Raw genomic sequence first — 16,156 nt, 5'->3', positions numbered from 1 at the left:
CTCGGCCACGCCCTTGAGGATCTTGGCGACCGCCAGCGGCTCGACGGCGTCATCGGTCTCGACCAGGATGGCGCGATCCGCACCCATGGCCAGCGCCGTCCTCAACGTCTCCTCGGCCTTGGCAGGTCCGATCGACACCACCACCACCTCGTCCGCCTTGCCGGCTTCCTTCAGCCGCAGCGCCTCCTCAACCGAAATCTCGTCGAACGGGTTCATCGACATCTTCACGTTCGATAGCTCAACGCCCGATCCATCCGCCTTCACACGGATCTTCACGTTGTAGTCAACAACCCGCTTCACTGGCACGAGTATCTTCATAGGCTTTCTCCTCAACTCGCCTCTCGCAGCTTACATACGGCCGCGCAGGGCCTCGGGATCATAGGGGGAGTCGGGAATTACGCGCGCCTTGCGTCTCTCCCCGAGGATAGGCACCTCGAGCTCGGTCCCAGGATTGCCAAGCTCGACCGGCAGCAGTGCGAAGGCGATATCGCAGCCAAGCGTGTAGGCGTAACCGCCGGAGGTAATCCGGCCAACAAGCTTGCCGTCATGATAGACGCCTTCATGGATGAGCGAGCTTGCACCATCCGTATCGATGGAAATCGTGACCGACCGGTGCTTAATGCCTCGCTCCTTCTGCCGCAACAGGGCCTGCTTGCCGATGAACTCGCCCTTGTCCAGGCGGATGAAGCGGTCGAGACTGCTTTCCCAGGCCGTCAGCTCGGGGTTCATGTCCCGGTACATGGCGCGATAGGATTTTTCCAGCCGGAGCGATTCCAGCGCCTGCAAGCCGATCAGCCGCATGCCGTGAGGCTCGCCGGCCGCCAGCAGGGCTTCAAGCAGGTGGCGCTGGTAGCAGAGCGGATGATAGAGTTCCCATCCGAGTTCGCCCTCGTAGTTGACGCGCAGCAGCCGGACGTCGGTGGCGAGACCGACCGTACCGGATTTGATGCCGAACCATGGAAAGGCCTCGTTGGACAGATCGAGCTCCGTGAGGCCCTGCAGCACTTCGCGCGCCTTGGGCCCGACAATCGTGAAGCAACCGCGCTCGTTGGTCACATTGCGCAGCTGAACCGTCCCGTCCTTCGGCAGCAGCTTCGAAAGATCATCGAAATTCCAGCGCTCGGCACGCGGCGTCGAGATGAGGTAGAACATGCCGTCTTCAAGCCGGGAGACGATATACTCCGCCTGGACGCCGCCGTTCTTCGTCAAGTGATGGCTGAGATTGACACGGCCGGGTTTCGGCAGGCGGTTGGCAAGGATACCGTCGAGCCATGCCTCGGCTCCCGGGCCGGAGACCTCGAATTTCGTCATTGGCGTCATTTCGACAAGGCCGACGGCGTTGCGCACCGCATGAACCTCCTCGCCGACATACTTGCCCTTTTCCGTCCAGCGCCAGCTGTTCTGGTCCTTCGCCTCGACGCCTTCCGGCGCAAACCAGTTCGGCATTTCCCAACCGTTGAGGACACTCCAGACGGCGCCGCGCTTCGTCAGTATATCATAGGAGGGCGCCGTCTTCTGCGGACGGGCAGCCGGCATGTCCTGACCGGGATAATGCTGCTCGGCGTGAGTGCCCCAGCTCTCGCGTACCTTGTGCCGCGTCCATTCCTTGTTTGCGTAGTCGCCGAAACGGCGCGGATCGAGTTCGGACGTGTCGAGGCTGTTTGTTCCTTCGACAATACGCTCCGACAGATAGTAGCCGATCGCACCACCCCAGAGAATGCCGCCCGGCACGCCCTCTGCGATCCAGACATTGTCCAGCCCCCAGGCCGGCCCCATCAGCGGCAATTCATCGGCCGTCATCTGGAAGGGTCCGCGCACATTCGCCTTGATACCGACGCGACCGAGCGCTGGCACGAGCTCGATTGCCTGCTCCCAGTTCCAGGAAACGGAATCGAAATCCTCCTCGAGCAGGTCTGCCCCGAACCATTCCGGCACGCCGTTCTCTGCAAAGAGCTTCAAGTGCTCGGTCTTCTCGTAAGGGCCGAACATCAGGCCATCGCCCTCTTCGCGCAGATAGCCCTCGAAAGCCTCGTCACGCAGGATCGGCATTTCGGGCAGTCCCTGGCGCTTGCGCTCCATCACCTCCGGCACCGCATCGGTGATCCAGTATTGATGGATGATCGGGATTGCCGGAATTTCGAGGCCGAGCATGGCGCCGGTCTGACGGGCGTAGTTGCCGGTTGCGGAAATGATGTGTTCGCAGATGATCTCGCCATTGTTGGTGAAGATCTTCCACTCCCCGCCCGGCAAGCGCTCGAATCCCTTGACCTCGGTATTGAGGTAGACCTTCGCGCCGCGATCACGCGCGCCTTTTGCCATGGCCTGCGTCACGTCCGCCGGCGCGATATGGCCGTCATCGGGATGATAGAGTGCGGCAAGCATTTCATGATTGTTCTCGAGAGGCGGCCAGAGCTCGCGCGCCTCCTTCGGCGTCACGAGCTCGGCGCGGATGCCTTGAACGGCGGCAACGCTCATATAGCTCTTGTATTCATCGAGACGGTCGCGCGTATTGGCGATGCGCAACTGCCCGCACTTGTGCCATCCGACGTGCTGGCCGGTTTCCGCTTCGAGGCCCTCGTATATTTCGATCGTCTTGGCAATCATGCGGCCGATATTGATGCTGCGCGCGTAGGAAGGAATGAGACCGGCGGCATGCCAGGTGGAGCCAGCGGTCAGCTGTGTGCGCTCCAGCAGCGCCACATCCGTCCAACCACGTTTGGTGAGGCCGTAGAGAATGGCGGCACCGACACAACCACCGCCGATGACGACGGCACGAGCATGAGTTTGCATGGAGGAGATATCCCGTTCTTGATTTGAGACGAGAGTAATGACCGCAATCGCCGTTGTGACGTTGCAAAAAAATGCGGAGGGGCATAACTTCAGTTTATGCATAGACTGCGATCGCTTGTACCCTCTGCCAACTATCTTTTCGTCTTCGAAGCGGCTGCGCGGCGACGAAGCTTCACGGCCGCTGCCGAGGAGCTGAATGTGAGCCAACCGGCCGTCAGCAAGACGATCAAGCTTCTGGAGGAAGCGACGGGGCTGAAGCTGTTCCGCCGCGAGCATACCCGCCTGGAACTGACGGCCGAGGGGCTGCGGTTCTACCGCGAGACCCAGCAGGCCTTCGACCATCTTCACATGGTCCTGACTTCGCTGCGCACGAAGCATTCGAACGATACCGTCAGGGTTTCGTTCTCCGCCTCCTTCGTGCAGCTCTGGCTTCTGCCGCGTCTCAAGGATTTCAAGGTGCAGCATCCCGATATCGCGTTGCGCATCGAGGAAAGCAGCCGCGACGATCAGGATCTGAATGAGGAAGACATCGATATTTCAGCACGGCTCGGCGCCGGCAAATGGCCGGGCATACATGCCTGGCATTTCGTGACGGAAGAGGTCATCCCTGTTTGCAGCGCCGATTATCTCAGGGAGAACGGCCCAATTCTTGAACCGTCCGACCTGCTCAAACACCGGCTTCTGCATTTCGAGGAGCGGCACCGCGTCCGCCTCGGCTGGCGGGAATGGCTGACACAGCATTCCGTTCCGGTTGCTCGCCTCAACCAGGATTTCATCTTCACGGATGCCCTCAGCTCGATCGAAGCGGCGGTTCTCGGGCAAGGCATCGCGCTCGGCTGGAAGCATCTGGTCCACGATCATATCCGGGCCGGCCGGCTGGTCCCTGCGCTCGACGCTGTCTATCGTTCAGGCCAGGTCATCCACATCATCATGCCCGCACAGCGCCCGGCAAAACACGGCGCCATGCTCTTCCGGGATTGGTTGCTCGAGCAGGGTGCCGACGCGCCGGTGTTAGGCGCAAGCACCGCCGCCACGCTCTGAGGATTACGCCTGGAAGAGGCGTGGGCTTGGGCCGGATCGACATTCACCAAATCCATATCATAGCGGCGATGAGATGGATGGTGCTGCGTTCATAGCGGGTTGCGAAGCGCCGGAAGTGCGTCATTCGTCCGAAGGTACGCTCAATACGATTGCTGTTGATGTATGCGAGTGCGTCATGTGGGATGATCACCTTGCGCGATCGGTTGGACGGGATGACGGCTTGTGCTCCCATGGCGGCGATCATCTCCCGCAAGGCATTGCTGTCATAGGCTTTGTCGGCGAGAACCGCCTTGCCGATCTGCCCTTCCAGAAGAGCCGGTGCCTGCGTGATGTCGCCAAGCACTCGGCTGCATTTGGCACAATTATCAAACACGACGGCCTTCCGGGAAGGATTCATGTTGGCTAAGGCCGGCACGGCATACACCGCCCTCTCCTTCCAGACCCGAAATGGCACAGCAGCTGATGATCAACGTTCGTCGGCGCCGGCGAGCGCTCTGATTACAGCGATCATCCTGGTTCGCAATTTCGGTGACAGACGCAAGATTTCTTCGACGAAGCGGCGTCCCTCCGCAGTCACCAGATAGGTGATGCGCTCGTCCGCCTCAGCGATGAGCACACCTTCGATGCCCCGAATAGGTGCAGCCACGAGCGCGGCGTCTGCCACACGTCATGTACCTTCGCATTCTTCGATGTCGAGACAATCGCGTCTCCACCTCGGAAAGCCGCCATGTCGCTCGCTGTTTTCGCTGTGGCTCAGTATCAAGCGATTAGGCCGACGGATGCTTGGCAAAAGCCGATTGTTTGGGACACAACCACACAACGCTCAACCATAAGGTTGCAGGGCCGGAAGGTGTTGGTCTCGTCCGGTATCTGCCGCTGGCTTCCGTCTCGGCGGCCATGCCGGCAATTCGAAAGGGGCGCGAGGAATTGGCCCCAAAAGATCGCCTTGAATGTCGCAAGGATGATCTTCCGGAGTGACTAACCGTCCGCCGAGCGAGATGTGAAGTAACCGACAGGGATCTTCAGATACGATCGGCCGTTACTCTCCGCCTCCGGCAAGCGACCACCACGAAGATTCACCTGCAGAGCCGCCAGCATGAGCTTCGGCAGGGGCAGCGTGGCGTCACGTTCGTCGCGCATCTTCACAAAGTCGTCCTCCTCCGGCGATCCGGCAAAGTGCTTGTTTGAAGCCAGATGGCTTTCGACGGACGCCTCACATAGGGGCGCCCGCCCGCTTGGCGCATAGTCATGGCCGATGAAGAGACGAGTTTGGGCGGGAAGCGCAAGTATTCGGCGAATACTTCGGTACAAATCATGTGAACACCCTCCAGGAAAGTCGGCGCGGCTTGAACCGCTGTCGGGCATCATCAAAGTATCGTGGACGAATGCGGCGTCGCCCGCAACGTAAGTCACCGACGCCATGGTATGGCCGGGGGAGAAGAAGACGGTAACCGGTACATTGCCGACCTGAAACGTCTCGCCGTCCTTGAACAGCCGGTCCCATTGAGACCCATCGACACGAAAATCATCGCCCAGATTGTAGATGCCTTTCCAAAGGACTTGGACCTTTGTCACGAACTCGCCGATCGCCGTTGGCGCCCCCAGCCGCCCCTTCAGGTAGAAAGCGGCCGAGAAATGGTCGGCATGGGGGTGAGTATCCAAGATCCAAACAATCTCGATTCCCGTTTGCTCCACATAGGCAACGATGTCCTTGGCCTGCGTCGTGTCGATGGCGCCTGCGATCAGATCGTATCCGAGAACCGGGTCGACAATCGCTCCCTTCATGGTCTCGGGATCATGGAAGACATATTGCCAGCTCCCCGTTGCCTTGTCCCAAAATGGCTTCACGAGAGGATTTACCATCTCGAACTCCTGACGATTGCGAGGGAAGCGGAAGCGCAGCCGGTCTCTTCCCAAATGATCACCGGATTCACCCTGGAGTATAGATCGGTATGGGATTATGGCACCGATCAGCACAATAAGCCATTGTTTTCGCTGAGACAACCGGGATCGCTACACGATGCTTATTCACATGCGAATTTCCGCACCCGTTCTCTTCGGACGTGCGCGCATCGCGCCGATCATGATCGGTCTAACCCAGCGTCATGGGAAGCTCGAACTCGGGCTGCGCTTCTCCGACCACTTCGTCGATCTTGTGGAAGATCGCATCAACCTTACGGTTCGTATCAGTACGTTGCCGGACAGGGCGGCCCACATTGCGCAGAAGCTCGGATGTTTTGGGGTGATCGCTCGTACGACGTCATCTTACTTTTCGACGCATGGGGCTCTCCCACCACCCACGAAAAGCTGTCGAGACATGCTTGCCTGCCCCTCTACCGTTCGCCACCAGGCGCCTCACGTCTTCGCCAAGGTCACAATCGCAATCGATACGCCGGTCGACCAGGTTTCCTGCCTGAAAGGATTCGAACCGTAAATTCATCGCACACCGAGCTTGGATAGCTCACCCCCCGCCCCACCAAACTCCATGAACGTGGTCGGGCAAGACATTAAGGCTGCTTTGTATTTCTGGCGCGCCTCATCGACCTCTTTGCGCAGATGGTGCCACTCGCCTATGTAGAACATCGCCTCGCAGAAGCTATCGTTCGTCGTTGCCTTTGCCGCAACCTCATTAGGGGTTAGTTGTCCAAGGAAGAGTTCGTAGACTGGATAGGGCCATTTGGTTTGGTCTAGGGCGCTTGCGGCGGTACGAAGTTCAGCGGCGGCTTGACCATCGTTGCCGCGTGACTGGGCGATAAATCGCCAGAGGTTGTAGTAAGCAGCCGCTTCCTCATTCAATTTTGCCTTGGCTGCAAAGTCGTCCGCCGCACTTTGATACTGCCCCTGAAAATATTGGACAAAAGGATCGGCAAGATAGCCGGCTCGTAGCTGACTGATCGGCCACACCGATCCCGCAGCAATCGCCGCGAAGGTAACGCTGCCAACGAGTGCAGCCGCGCCAAAGCGAGGATGGGGTTGTTTGTTCGGCCAAGCCCTGAGCAAGCCAAGCGAAGCGATCCCGCCTGCCAACGCTCCACCGAGATGAGCTGCATAGTCAACATGCATGCCATCGGCGGTCTGGCCTATGAGAGGAAGCAGGGAGGGCACGAGGATTTGTATCGCGCCTATCCGCAAAACCGACGGTAACGGACCTGATCGAAAATGAAAACTTGTCACAATTACAGCGGCAAACAAGCCAACAATCCCACCGGAGGCCCCCACACCGACTATATTAGTGGGATTCAGCAGAAACGATGCCGTCGAGCCGCCAATTGCACTCAGGCAAAAAACTGCGGCGAACCAGCGCCAGCCAATTAACCGCTCAAGCAGGATCCCGGCCCGCCATAGGGCGAAGCAATTGAAAGCAAGATGCATGATGTTGCCGTGCAGCAAGGCAGCCGTCACCAACCGCCACCATTCGCCATATTGCAGGATCCTTTGACGAAATGTCCCGCCAAGCACCAATAGCGTCTGGGTGTCTGGCGCATTGCCCTTTGGTGGAATGACGCCGAACTTCAACTCCGCAACATACACGCCGATCAGAATGATAATCAGGGCATATGTGAAGATCGGATGCCCTTTCAGGTTAAAGACAGGCGCTACGTTGTCTTCTATCTGAGGAGCGATATCGCGAGGATCTTCCAAAAGGGCCTGCCGCTCACGATCCTTAGCGAGAAATTCAAGGCATCGACTGTAGATCCAGTCTGAATCGGCCCGCAGCAGCTTCAAGGAGATGACGGCTGGGGTTGCTTGCCCCTGCAATTTCTTGGGTAGCCAGCGCACCAGCCCGCGCCTCGTCAAGGTTCGTGCCACAGCTGGTTCCAGATCAACATACATCTGATCTGCACGTTTATGCTGATATCTGCGGATGTCGCGAACAGATCGCCAGGCTATCGTCTCGTCGAAGTTGATTTCGATGTAGATTCCGTCCTCCGATATGATGAGCCCCGGCTTTCCTCGAATGGCCTTGACTACCAATAACAACCCGACAAGGCCAAAAATCGTGGCAAATGGCCAACAGAAAATTGCGCTTAGATGCGGGTGCCCGGGCCTATCGGGTAGAAAAGGGCCACCGGCAAAGGCCGCAGCCATGACGAACGCAATAATAGACAGCCAAACGACCCTGCCTCTGTCGTAGGCGAATTCTATTGTCCGCGACACCTGTGGGTCCGCCGCGAAAACCTCAAACGATGTTCTATCTTGGTCACGCATCTTCAGTGACATAACTCCTCAAAGGACTCTATCGCTCCTGCATGGACTGCGACGTGACCTCGACGATGGGTGAGAACAGATATTCGAGAATCCGACGCTTGCCGGTCTTGATCTCGGTTGTCGCGGCCATCCCGGGCGATAGCGGTACAATGCTTCCGTCGATGCTCATGGTGCTTGCGTCCAGCTTCACCGTGACGGGAAAGACGAGGTTCTGCACCCGCTGCACATTCGTCGTCGGCACCATAAAGCCCCGAAACTATCGCTCCCGTAATACCCGCATTTAGTCCATAAGCCCCCGCGATGGCTTCCACTTGTTCAACGTCACGAACAAAGCTAAGCGCCACCCCTACGCCGCCATCCTCCGCCCCAAGGGCAACGGCCAGCGCGCGGCTCCTAATCTCTGCCTTTTCTTCACGTTCGCTATTTCTAGGGCCGGATGGAGCAGACATAAAAATTCCCCGATAATTCGGATTTAAAACTCATCTGATGGTTGCAGCGCTTAAAGTGCAGCATACGGTGGCTTAAGAGGTGTTTCGCTGGGAATTTTTGATCACGATTTTGAGGACAGATCGCAAATATGGCGCAGTGACCAGAATAAAATAACCACTCAACCAATAAGAGAATGATATCAATACCAGCTTCTTTAAACATAAAATCAAAGCTGGATCATCTATCGTGGGCCCAAAAGACGGCGCTTCATAGAAAGCAACGGAAGCTGTCAACCACATTAAAATAGCCGCCATAGCAACTATGAAGCTCATCCTTAGAATAAAAAAACTACCCTGTAATTTTAATTCGACAAAAACTCTCACAAACATCCAAAACAGCCAAATTGTACTCACTACACCGGCCAAAGATGTAACGATGTTAGCTTCTTCACCTCTTCCGACCGCGCTAAGGCGCTCTGATACACTCGCGTTCCATGGCCACATGTAAGATAAAACGGAATTATTTTTAAAGTAAAATGGATATTTATTTGCAATAAATATAATAATAAAATAGAAAATAATAGACAGTAAAATTGGAATTATACTTCGGGTCATGTATATGTATATATCGTATCCCCAAATATACCTTTGTTTATTTGTTTCATCATCAAATATTTTTATATCTGGGATTTTAAGAAATGCGAGGGCAGTCTTGTAGTCATCCAAGCTGGTATATTTTGGATCCACTTTATTGACGTCCGACGGCTTCATGATCAATTTCCCCATATATCGCGTTTGCAGGCACTCTGCGTCACGCGCCAACAAAGCCTCGATCGAAACCTACGCAATCATTCACATCGATGTAGATAATGGTATCGCTGCCGCTTCCGATGTAAGAAAACGACGTATCCCGTACCGGCATTGATGCCCCCTCAAATATATCTGTTAATTTGGCAATTCTCCCGTATAGTCGGCGCAAATTGAACAGAATGAGGAGCAGCGACAGCGACTACAACTCACTAAACGCTCCAGTAATCTACATATACGCGTATTTTGTACTTTGCCAATATTGGATCTATGGATAATGAGCGAATCAAGCGAGGATAGTCACGGAACATCCGAAGTACGCGAGGATCATCCGGAGAGCGAAGCCGCCCTCGCCGCGCAATGCATAGCGGCGCTGCTGACGCGCCATGGCATTCCCAAATACCGTTTCGCAGTCACCATCTCCGAAATTCTCGGTCTTTCTTATTCGGCCGGCAACCGCCGCCTGACAACAAATGCATCGTGGTCGCTTGAGGAACTGACGCGCGTTGCCGAGCACTTTGGCGAGACGTTGCAGGAGTTGGTTACACTCGATAACATGGACTCGTTGCTCGATGCGTCCATCGTCATCAACAACCATATTCTTCCCTGCCGAATTCACCTGGGTACGGTGGTCGGGCAAGTGCCGCCCGGTACCTTGATTGCAGCCGAGATCGATGGCTCCTGGCGCGTCATGCCGGCTGAAGCGCGATCCACCATACCGGCGCATACTGTTACGCGACTTGTGATGGAACCGGCCGCGTCGCAACGCCGCGTTGCGATCCTTGATGATCACAGCGACACTGCGCAGACGATCGTCAACTATATGGAAACGGCCGGGCTGGAGGCGATCGCCTTCAACGACCCGCAAGCCCTCTACGACCAGACCGACTTCGACGCCTACGTCCTTGACTGGATCATCGAGCGTGATGCGCGTCGGCAGACGGCGCTGGAACTGGTCGAGAATATTCGCGCGCGCAACGCGCTTTGCCCGATCATCATCCTGACCGGGCAGATACGTACAGGCAATGCCGACGAGGAAAACATCGCCGCTGCTTTGGCGCAGCATAACCTCAAATTCTTCACGAAGCCGGCGAGCATGCCGATCCTGCTTGCCGCTTTGAATTCGAGCTTCAAAACTGCATGATCGTCCGCAATTGCTGCTGGCGTATCGGTTTGTTCAGGATCGCGTCAAAAGATGATAGGTCGTGCTTCGCCCCATGATGCGCGGCAGACATTGCGACAAGTTTGGCATTGTGGCGTAAATCCGTTTTGCAAATCTGCGCCGCCAGCTCCGATCCGGTCATGATGGGCATGTCCAGGTCTATGAAGATCACCGAATACGTATGTGCAGCGACAAAGTTCAGCGCTGTCATGCCCGAGGGAGCGATATCGGTCACAAAACCAAGTTCCTCGAACACTGCTGAAAGGCCTGTTAAAAGGTCAGGATGACGGTCAACAACGAGTACCCGCTTCTGAGCGTGGGACATCGCGTGCATGCACTCCGGCGCTGGGACGGCCGGTATTGCAATGTCGAATATGCTGCCGCCGGTGGAGGGACTACTGACTGTCATGCGCGCACCGAGTTGCCGCAGCAGAGTCTGGACGACCGACAAGCCAATCCCCCTACCGCTGCCAAGGCTGAAAAGCCCCTTGGCACCGTCGCTACTCTCAAGAACCGCTGGTGGCAATCCAGGCCCGGTATCGGTCACGCGCAAGACCAGCTCGGAGACTTTGCCCTCAAACGAGACAAGATCGATCTGAACATAGCCAGTTGGTGTATATTTAACTGCATTTGAAACGAGATTGTGCAGTAGCTGAGCAATGCGCTCACCATCCGCGACCACGAAAATTGGATCATCGGGAGCCGTCTGCCGCAAATCCAAATGCTTGGCCCTCGCGGCTATCTGATAGGTCTCCACCACCTCTCGCACGAGCTCGCCTGCTTCGAAGACACCGGGTTGCAGTTCAATATATCCAGTTTGACCACGCGCCAACGTCAGCATGTCGCGAAGCTGGACCGACAGGCTGTTTGCCGCTCGCCGGATACGCGCCGTCAGTTCACTCCTGCTTTTCGCATCCTGAGGTCGCTCCAGGACGTCCAACGCCGAAACAATGACCTGAAGCGGCGTTCTGAGTTCATGGCTGATCATTGCGAGGAAGCTGATCTTGTCGGCGACGGCCGCCTCTGCGGCCGAGATGGCGCGCGTCCTCGCAGCAATGGCCCACCAATAGCAGATCGAAATGATGACGAACGAGACAATTGCGCAAAGAAGCAATCCCGCAATCACGAGAATGATGATGTGCCCTGCCCTGATCGTCTCGAAGGACTGTTCCTTCAACTTGCTGTCCTGATCCCAGGCCGCTTTGGATATCCGGTTCAACGCATCGTATATGTCTTCAAATTTCGGCAACAAGGCTCGCGCCTCTGCCGGGGATAGGTCTGGCTTGATAGCTGGCAGCAAGGCTGTTGCGAATTCCGCAAGGGCGGCACTGTCATCAGAAAAACCCGGAAGTTTCCGATATCCATCGTTCAATTCAGACGGCCGCACCATAATGTTGATGCCGGATATGAGGACGTCGATGTCGAAGGATAATGTGTCCGGTTCGACGATAGTTCCATCGGCGATAGTCTTCAAATCCATTCTGACGGCCTCGAGCTCTCGCAGGACCTGTGCCGTCGGCCAGTAGAAATAGGATGGATTCCGGGAACTCGTAGCATCCCACAGATCATATTCCGCGCTTATGGCGCCCCAGTTATAGGCTACTACCCCGATGCATATGGCGACGATTGCGGCCGGAATGCTGAACCAGGAGAGATGAATCAACCTCATTCCACCTCGATCCCGCATAGCTGCCAAACAAGGTAAGAAGCCGCAGCGGGCGTGTCCAATTCGTCTTTGAAACTATCGCGAGGATACATCACAAATATCGGCCCGAAATCGCGGATGGTAAGGCGGGTGCCATTTTTGCTGGTCGCAAGTATGGTGCCGTATTTCTCGAGATAAGCGGCATCCACCTCTACGCTGAAGTTATCAAACGCCGTCAGACGAAGCTTTTTTCCTTCCGCTTCGGTCTCTCCAAGCAGTTTGCTCAACAAAGGCCCGGTAAAGTCGCTTTTTGGTGTCCACGGTGTCGATGTCGTTACTGTCGACGTCGACAATGCAAGAAATTCGCGTTCGGACATTTCGTAGGCATTGCCGGCGCTGTTGGTCGTCCTGCCAATTTTGCCTGATATCGTCAGGAAAACATCACGCCTGCATCCCTGCGGAACATGCGCCGCGGCCTGCGCTACGACCGAACCGAAACAAGCGCGGAGCAGCAACCCAACCAAGAACAATACCTTTTTCGACATGCACACCCATCCTCCAACCCGTTCGCAATCTGGCATAGTTCGGATGGCTTTCGAAGCGCATTCACGCTCTCGTTGCGGTGCATGCCCTGAAAACATGTCAGCATTTTCATATCACGCGACTACCTGTCGAGATCGAGCGCGAGACGCTCTCTTCCACTTTTGGGATATCACTGTGAGATTATCCTCCCCGGGATGTAAATTTCCATTGCGCCCGAATCACACTTCCAGCAATGCTTGCAAGGGATAATGGATAGATCTAGCGAGGCCGGCGGAAGGTGATTCCAGTCTTTTGCGTCCTGCGTTCCGGCGGTGAATATAACGCCGACCACGTCTTGCGTTTGCACCGACAAATAATGACTTATCTCCCTTCCGCTGCCTTTCGGTGTCTGACCGATATTGAGGTCGAGGGCATTCAGACATTGCCACTGATGTACGATTGGCCGGGTTGGTGGTCAAAGATGGAGCTCTTTCGGCCGGACGTCTGTGGCGACATCCTCTTCATGGATCTCGACACCTCAGTCGTCGGAGACCTCGGCGATATTGCTGCGATCAATCAGCTCGCTCTCATGCGCGACATCTATCGTCCCGAGGGTTTGCAATCATCGATCATGTATTTGCCAGAGGCGGCTCGCCGGCAAATTTGGGCTGAATGGATCGATCGGCCGCAGCACTGGATGGATATCTATCAAAAAGGCGGCGACCAGGCATTCCTCGAGCGCTTTTGGCTGAACAACGCCGGCCGATGGCAGGATCTGCTATCCGGCCAGATCGTCTCCTGGAAGTCGCATGTGCGGCAGGCGCTTTATGACGATGAGAGCGGAAACGGCTCAATTCCTTCCGAGGCTCGGGTGGTGATTTTCCACGGCAAACCCAGGCCCTGGGACATTGGGTGGTAGTTGGTGCCGGCTCGAAACGGACAAGGATGCACGGCTCGTTCAGTGCTCGTTGGACAGGCAAACAACTTCAGTAACCGATTGGTGGCCGTGATGCCTTGGAACAGCGTTCGACAATAAAATATCGAGTGGCTGGTCATTCCCTATAATGACCGCAGCGAGGATCCTGTTGACGCTTGATAGATGGCAATCGCCTGCTGGCGTGTCGCGATGCCGAATTTGCGGAGAATCTCGCTAACGTGGTAGCGGACGGCTCGTTCCGAATGCCCCGTGATAACGGCAATGACGGAGTTTGATTTCCCCTCCGCCATCCATTTCAGGATTTCTACTTGCGGTTCTGAAAGGAGCCGAAGGGCGGTCGCCTCATCTGCCGATACGCCAAAACTCAGCCCGAGTATCTCCGCCTTGGCCAGGGCGGCGTTGGCGATAATTGCGACGGCCAATTCATTGTCGCGCCAAACTCTCTGGGGATTGAGACAGAGCAGCGCCAGGCCACTGACCGAGCCATCAGAATGATGCACCGGCAGCACCGTCCATGTCGACATGCCCAGCGATCGCACGAACTCGACAAAGCTTTGTCTGCGGATTTCAGGATAGCTATGATCCAGAATATTCCACACGAAGCGCTCTCTACTGGCGAATACGCGCTCGGTAATGGGATCAACATCCGTCCAATGCAGGCGCTCATAATCGCTCAAGAACTGGGCTGGGAATGTTGCAAGTGTCGGCTCGGTGACCAGGCTCGTTCTATTTCTCTTGCGTGAACTTAGGTGAAAGCTGTCGAAACCAAGAGCGCGGATACCCGATGCTAGAGCCTGAAACAAAGTTTCGCGATCAGTGGCCGCGTAAATGGCGTCAGAAATGGCTACAAGCTTTTGCAGGATTTCTACGTCCAAATACACCTCACGAGCCTGAAAAACAGCATAACACCATCATATGCAGATCTACAATGGTCAGTCCGTAGTTTGCCGAAATTCTATACATTTAGCATACATACATAGATAAAACGCCAATGTTCAAAATGATATCATGCTCGCTACACGATGCATGCAACCACAAGGAATTTTGGTATGTTTTGCAACTAATATCAATGAAGCCGATGTATATCGCATCAATTACGATTTATCCCTGCATGGCGTAATCACGACAAATGGCACCAGAAAGTTTCATTACACACAATGAAAAGTGGAGATAAAACATGTCTGCAAGCAGAGATACAATCAATCAACATCAATAGCCGAAAGCATTCCTGACGGTAGCCGTCGCATCCGCGAACACGCGCGTCGAGCAAGCCCACCCTGGCATCTTTTTGCCGTTTCGCTACTGGTGCGATTGCCACTTCCGTTTGACCACCATTTTCTCCGCGAATGCTTGCAACAGCGGCCTCAGTCCAGCCTCATCGGTCTCCGCGGCTGCTTCGCTCATGGCAATCCAGCGAAGTTCGCGCTGCCCCATTTCCGGCCAGTCCCTATATTGTCGCCTTACCGAAAGTGGAAAAACGACAACTTCGCAAACGATATATTTCCCATCTTCATCGAGAAGCTTCTCGTAGATGAAACGACCGAGTGGCTTGGAACTTATAGGCCCTCTGACGCCCGCCTCCTCGAATGCCTCGCGGGCAGCGGATTCTTCGGGTCTCAATCCCTTTATTGGCCAACCCTTGGGGATGATCCAGCGGCGGCGAGTTCGCGACGTTACAAGAAGAACCTCGATTTCTCCCGCTTCGTTATGGCGGTAGGGCAAGGCTCCATATTGAATCCGCACATTTTTCTCTGCAAATTTCTGTATCGCGATGGCCTCTGTCCCCACAATGTGCATACCCAATCCATAATCAGGTAAAGCAGTAGCCGACGCCGTGCATCAGGCAGGTTAGCCACTTGTTCGGGCTTAGATATTTGAATATGCTCAGAATATTTTGTGGCCAGGAAGAATGGTCTTCTATTCTTTCTCGCTGTTGAAAGAAGCTAGCCGTTGCTTTCTCGATGCCTATCGAAATACTGGCAACCATGTTGAAGCAAAACTTTTGATTGACGGAAATTACCGCAGAGAGTGGGTCGTCATGTCCCAATTCTGGCTTGTTGCAGGGACGCAACTGAGGGTCTCACGGAAACTCACCAAAGACCGGTGTCACCTGCTGAGAGGATTGAGTTCAAGCAAGTTGGCGACCGTGCGCTCGACGAACGATGCGTCCAGAAGCCAGTTTCGCCAGCGAAGCCTCCCGAAAGCAATACGTGAAATGGCTTCTAAACGGGAGTGCATCGCTTTTACCGCGGCCGGTTTCCTCTCGTGTTGACCAGACAAGTCGACATCCGGCAAGGTCGAGTATGGGATCGTCGAGCCGAGCGTCGCCCCGCGCCGACTCCTCATTTATCATATCAATCGTTTTGTACGATCGATATGCCCGGCACTTTGAATAAAGCAGCCACATATTCGCCGTTCACCATACAAGCGCGTCTCATACCTGAACTTGTGACCGGTACCTGGAACCCCGGCTGCTGAATCTCTTCCCCTACCATCCACCTCAAATTGAAGACCCTGCGCGCAGGCGGACGATTTTTTTCGGCTCGCCGTACGATGTGAAGGACGCCTCTCCGTTCGCTGTGGCCATGGCCGCACCCAAGTGGCTTGACTGCGCC

15 protein-coding genes and 1 pseudogene are annotated in these 16,156 nt (G+C 55.5%); 4 read left to right on the top strand and 12 right to left on the bottom strand.

All coding sequences use genetic code 11. From position 1 onward, the window contains the following. Window positions 1-318, bottom strand: a 318-nt coding sequence (locus ACQZ6J_RS33595; protein WP_449086772.1) for an electron transfer flavoprotein subunit beta/FixA family protein, incomplete at its 3' end; no start/stop codon positions are given. A gap of 30 nt (window positions 319-348) precedes the next feature. Continuing rightward, a complete protein-coding gene (locus ACQZ6J_RS33590) occupies window positions 349-2,790 on the bottom strand; it encodes a GcvT family protein (RefSeq protein WP_449087198.1) in 2,442 nt (813 codons plus the stop codon). Between the two features lie 96 nt (window positions 2,791-2,886). Here ACQZ6J_RS33590 and ACQZ6J_RS33585 point away from each other — a divergent pair, with 96 nt between their 5' ends. Further along, entirely contained in the window at window positions 2,887-3,831 is a 945-nt protein-coding gene (locus tag ACQZ6J_RS33585; protein WP_449087197.1) for a LysR substrate-binding domain-containing protein, read from the top strand. A 43-nt stretch (window positions 3,832-3,874) separates the two neighbouring features. Here the strand turns inward: ACQZ6J_RS33585 and ACQZ6J_RS33580 are convergent, their stop codons facing one another. The 3 genes from ACQZ6J_RS33580 to ACQZ6J_RS33570 form a co-directional block, all read right to left on the bottom strand. Continuing rightward, complete coding sequence (locus tag ACQZ6J_RS33580; protein ID WP_449087196.1) at window positions 3,875-4,255, bottom strand: transposase; 381 nt, start codon at window positions 4,253-4,255, stop codon at window positions 3,875-3,877. Between the two features lie 42 nt (window positions 4,256-4,297). Continuing rightward, window positions 4,298-4,477 carry a hypothetical protein gene (locus ACQZ6J_RS33575; RefSeq protein ID WP_449087195.1) on the bottom strand — a complete coding sequence of 60 codons (180 nt, stop codon included), beginning with the start codon at window positions 4,475-4,477 and terminating at the stop codon, window positions 4,298-4,300. 332 nt (window positions 4,478-4,809) lie between these two features. Further along, window positions 4,810-5,694, bottom strand: a complete 885-nt coding sequence (locus ACQZ6J_RS33570) for an MBL fold metallo-hydrolase (protein ID WP_449087194.1) — start codon at window positions 5,692-5,694, stop codon at window positions 4,810-4,812. Between the two features lie 157 nt (window positions 5,695-5,851). On the opposite strand from ACQZ6J_RS33570, the gene ACQZ6J_RS33565 reads away from it, so the two are divergent. Beyond that, window positions 5,852-6,265, top strand: coding sequence for a hypothetical protein (locus ACQZ6J_RS33565; RefSeq protein ID WP_449087193.1), 414 nt, complete (start codon window positions 5,852-5,854; stop codon window positions 6,263-6,265). A gap of 2 nt (window positions 6,266-6,267) precedes the next feature. On the opposite strand, the gene ACQZ6J_RS33560 is transcribed toward ACQZ6J_RS33565, so the two are convergent. From ACQZ6J_RS33560 to ACQZ6J_RS33550, 3 genes and pseudogenes are all read right to left on the bottom strand, one after another. Beyond that, window positions 6,268-8,052: a rhomboid family intramembrane serine protease gene (locus tag ACQZ6J_RS33560; RefSeq protein WP_449087192.1), complete on the bottom strand. Its 1,785-nt coding sequence runs from the start codon at window positions 8,050-8,052 to the stop codon at window positions 6,268-6,270. Between the two features lie 16 nt (window positions 8,053-8,068). Then, window positions 8,069-8,281 (bottom strand): annotated as a pseudogene (locus ACQZ6J_RS33555) (HlyD family type I secretion periplasmic adaptor subunit); the annotation flags it as partial. A gap of 280 nt (window positions 8,282-8,561) precedes the next feature. Continuing rightward, window positions 8,562-9,239: a hypothetical protein gene (locus ACQZ6J_RS33550; RefSeq protein WP_449087191.1), complete on the bottom strand. Its 678-nt coding sequence runs from the start codon at window positions 9,237-9,239 to the stop codon at window positions 8,562-8,564. 313 nt (window positions 9,240-9,552) lie between these two features. Between ACQZ6J_RS33550 and ACQZ6J_RS33545 the strand changes: the two genes are divergently transcribed. Then, window positions 9,553-10,419, top strand: a complete 867-nt coding sequence (locus ACQZ6J_RS33545; protein ID WP_449087190.1) for a helix-turn-helix domain-containing protein — start codon at window positions 9,553-9,555, stop codon at window positions 10,417-10,419. Here the strand turns inward: ACQZ6J_RS33545 and ACQZ6J_RS33540 are convergent. Then, window positions 10,406-12,106 (bottom strand): hybrid sensor histidine kinase/response regulator, encoded by a 1,701-nt coding sequence (locus tag ACQZ6J_RS33540; RefSeq protein WP_449087189.1) that lies wholly within the window; start codon window positions 12,104-12,106, stop codon window positions 10,406-10,408. The two genes, ACQZ6J_RS33545 and ACQZ6J_RS33540, sit on opposite strands and share 14 nt — an antisense overlap. Next, complete coding sequence (locus ACQZ6J_RS33535) at window positions 12,103-12,627, bottom strand: hypothetical protein (RefSeq protein ID WP_449087188.1); 525 nt, start codon at window positions 12,625-12,627, stop codon at window positions 12,103-12,105. The genes ACQZ6J_RS33540 and ACQZ6J_RS33535 overlap by 4 nt, the downstream gene beginning before the upstream one ends. A 500-nt stretch (window positions 12,628-13,127) precedes the next feature. Here ACQZ6J_RS33535 and ACQZ6J_RS33530 point away from each other — a divergent pair, with 500 nt between their 5' ends. Then, on the top strand, window positions 13,128-13,523 hold the full coding sequence (locus ACQZ6J_RS33530; RefSeq protein WP_449087187.1) for a hypothetical protein: 396 nt from the start codon (window positions 13,128-13,130) through the stop codon (window positions 13,521-13,523). A 140-nt stretch (window positions 13,524-13,663) separates the two neighbouring features. Here the strand turns inward: ACQZ6J_RS33530 and ACQZ6J_RS33525 are convergent, their stop codons facing one another. Further along, window positions 13,664-14,416 carry a LuxR C-terminal-related transcriptional regulator gene (locus tag ACQZ6J_RS33525; RefSeq protein WP_449087186.1) on the bottom strand — a complete coding sequence of 251 codons (753 nt, stop codon included), beginning with the start codon at window positions 14,414-14,416 and terminating at the stop codon, window positions 13,664-13,666. 424 nt (window positions 14,417-14,840) lie between these two features. Further along, window positions 14,841-15,338 carry an NUDIX hydrolase gene (locus ACQZ6J_RS33520; RefSeq protein WP_449087185.1) on the bottom strand — a complete coding sequence of 166 codons (498 nt, stop codon included), beginning with the start codon at window positions 15,336-15,338 and terminating at the stop codon, window positions 14,841-14,843. Between the last annotated feature and the right edge of the window lie 818 nt (window positions 15,339-16,156).

This window comes from Rhizobium sp. A37_96 (assembly GCF_053521765.1).
This window is presented reverse-complemented; position numbering and strand designations above follow the sequence as displayed.

Bases quoted from the DNA above. Each gene is read 5' to 3' on its own strand.
- ACQZ6J_RS33540 (WP_449087189.1), bottom strand. From the start codon at position 12,106: ATGAGGTTGATTCATCTCTCCTGGTTCAGCATTCCGGCCGCAATCGTC.
- ACQZ6J_RS33520 (WP_449087185.1), bottom strand. From the start codon at position 15,338: ATGCACATTGTGGGGACAGAGGCCATCGCGATACAGAAATTTGCAGAG.
- ACQZ6J_RS33530 (WP_449087187.1), top strand. From the start codon at position 13,128: ATGGATCTCGACACCTCAGTCGTCGGAGACCTCGGCGATATTGCTGCG.
- ACQZ6J_RS33560 (WP_449087192.1), bottom strand. From the start codon at position 8,052: ATGTCACTGAAGATGCGTGACCAAGATAGAACATCGTTTGAGGTTTTC.
- ACQZ6J_RS33535 (WP_449087188.1), bottom strand. From the start codon at position 12,627: ATGTCGAAAAAGGTATTGTTCTTGGTTGGGTTGCTGCTCCGCGCTTGT.
- ACQZ6J_RS33550 (WP_449087191.1), bottom strand. From the start codon at position 9,239: ATGAAGCCGTCGGACGTCAATAAAGTGGATCCAAAATATACCAGCTTG.
- ACQZ6J_RS33585 (WP_449087197.1), top strand. From the start codon at position 2,887: ATGCATAGACTGCGATCGCTTGTACCCTCTGCCAACTATCTTTTCGTC.
- ACQZ6J_RS33590 (WP_449087198.1), bottom strand. From the start codon at position 2,790: ATGCAAACTCATGCTCGTGCCGTCGTCATCGGCGGTGGTTGTGTCGGT.
- ACQZ6J_RS33570 (WP_449087194.1), bottom strand. From the start codon at position 5,694: ATGGTAAATCCTCTCGTGAAGCCATTTTGGGACAAGGCAACGGGGAGC.
- ACQZ6J_RS33565 (WP_449087193.1), top strand. From the start codon at position 5,852: ATGCTTATTCACATGCGAATTTCCGCACCCGTTCTCTTCGGACGTGCG.
- ACQZ6J_RS33545 (WP_449087190.1), top strand. From the start codon at position 9,553: ATGAGCGAATCAAGCGAGGATAGTCACGGAACATCCGAAGTACGCGAG.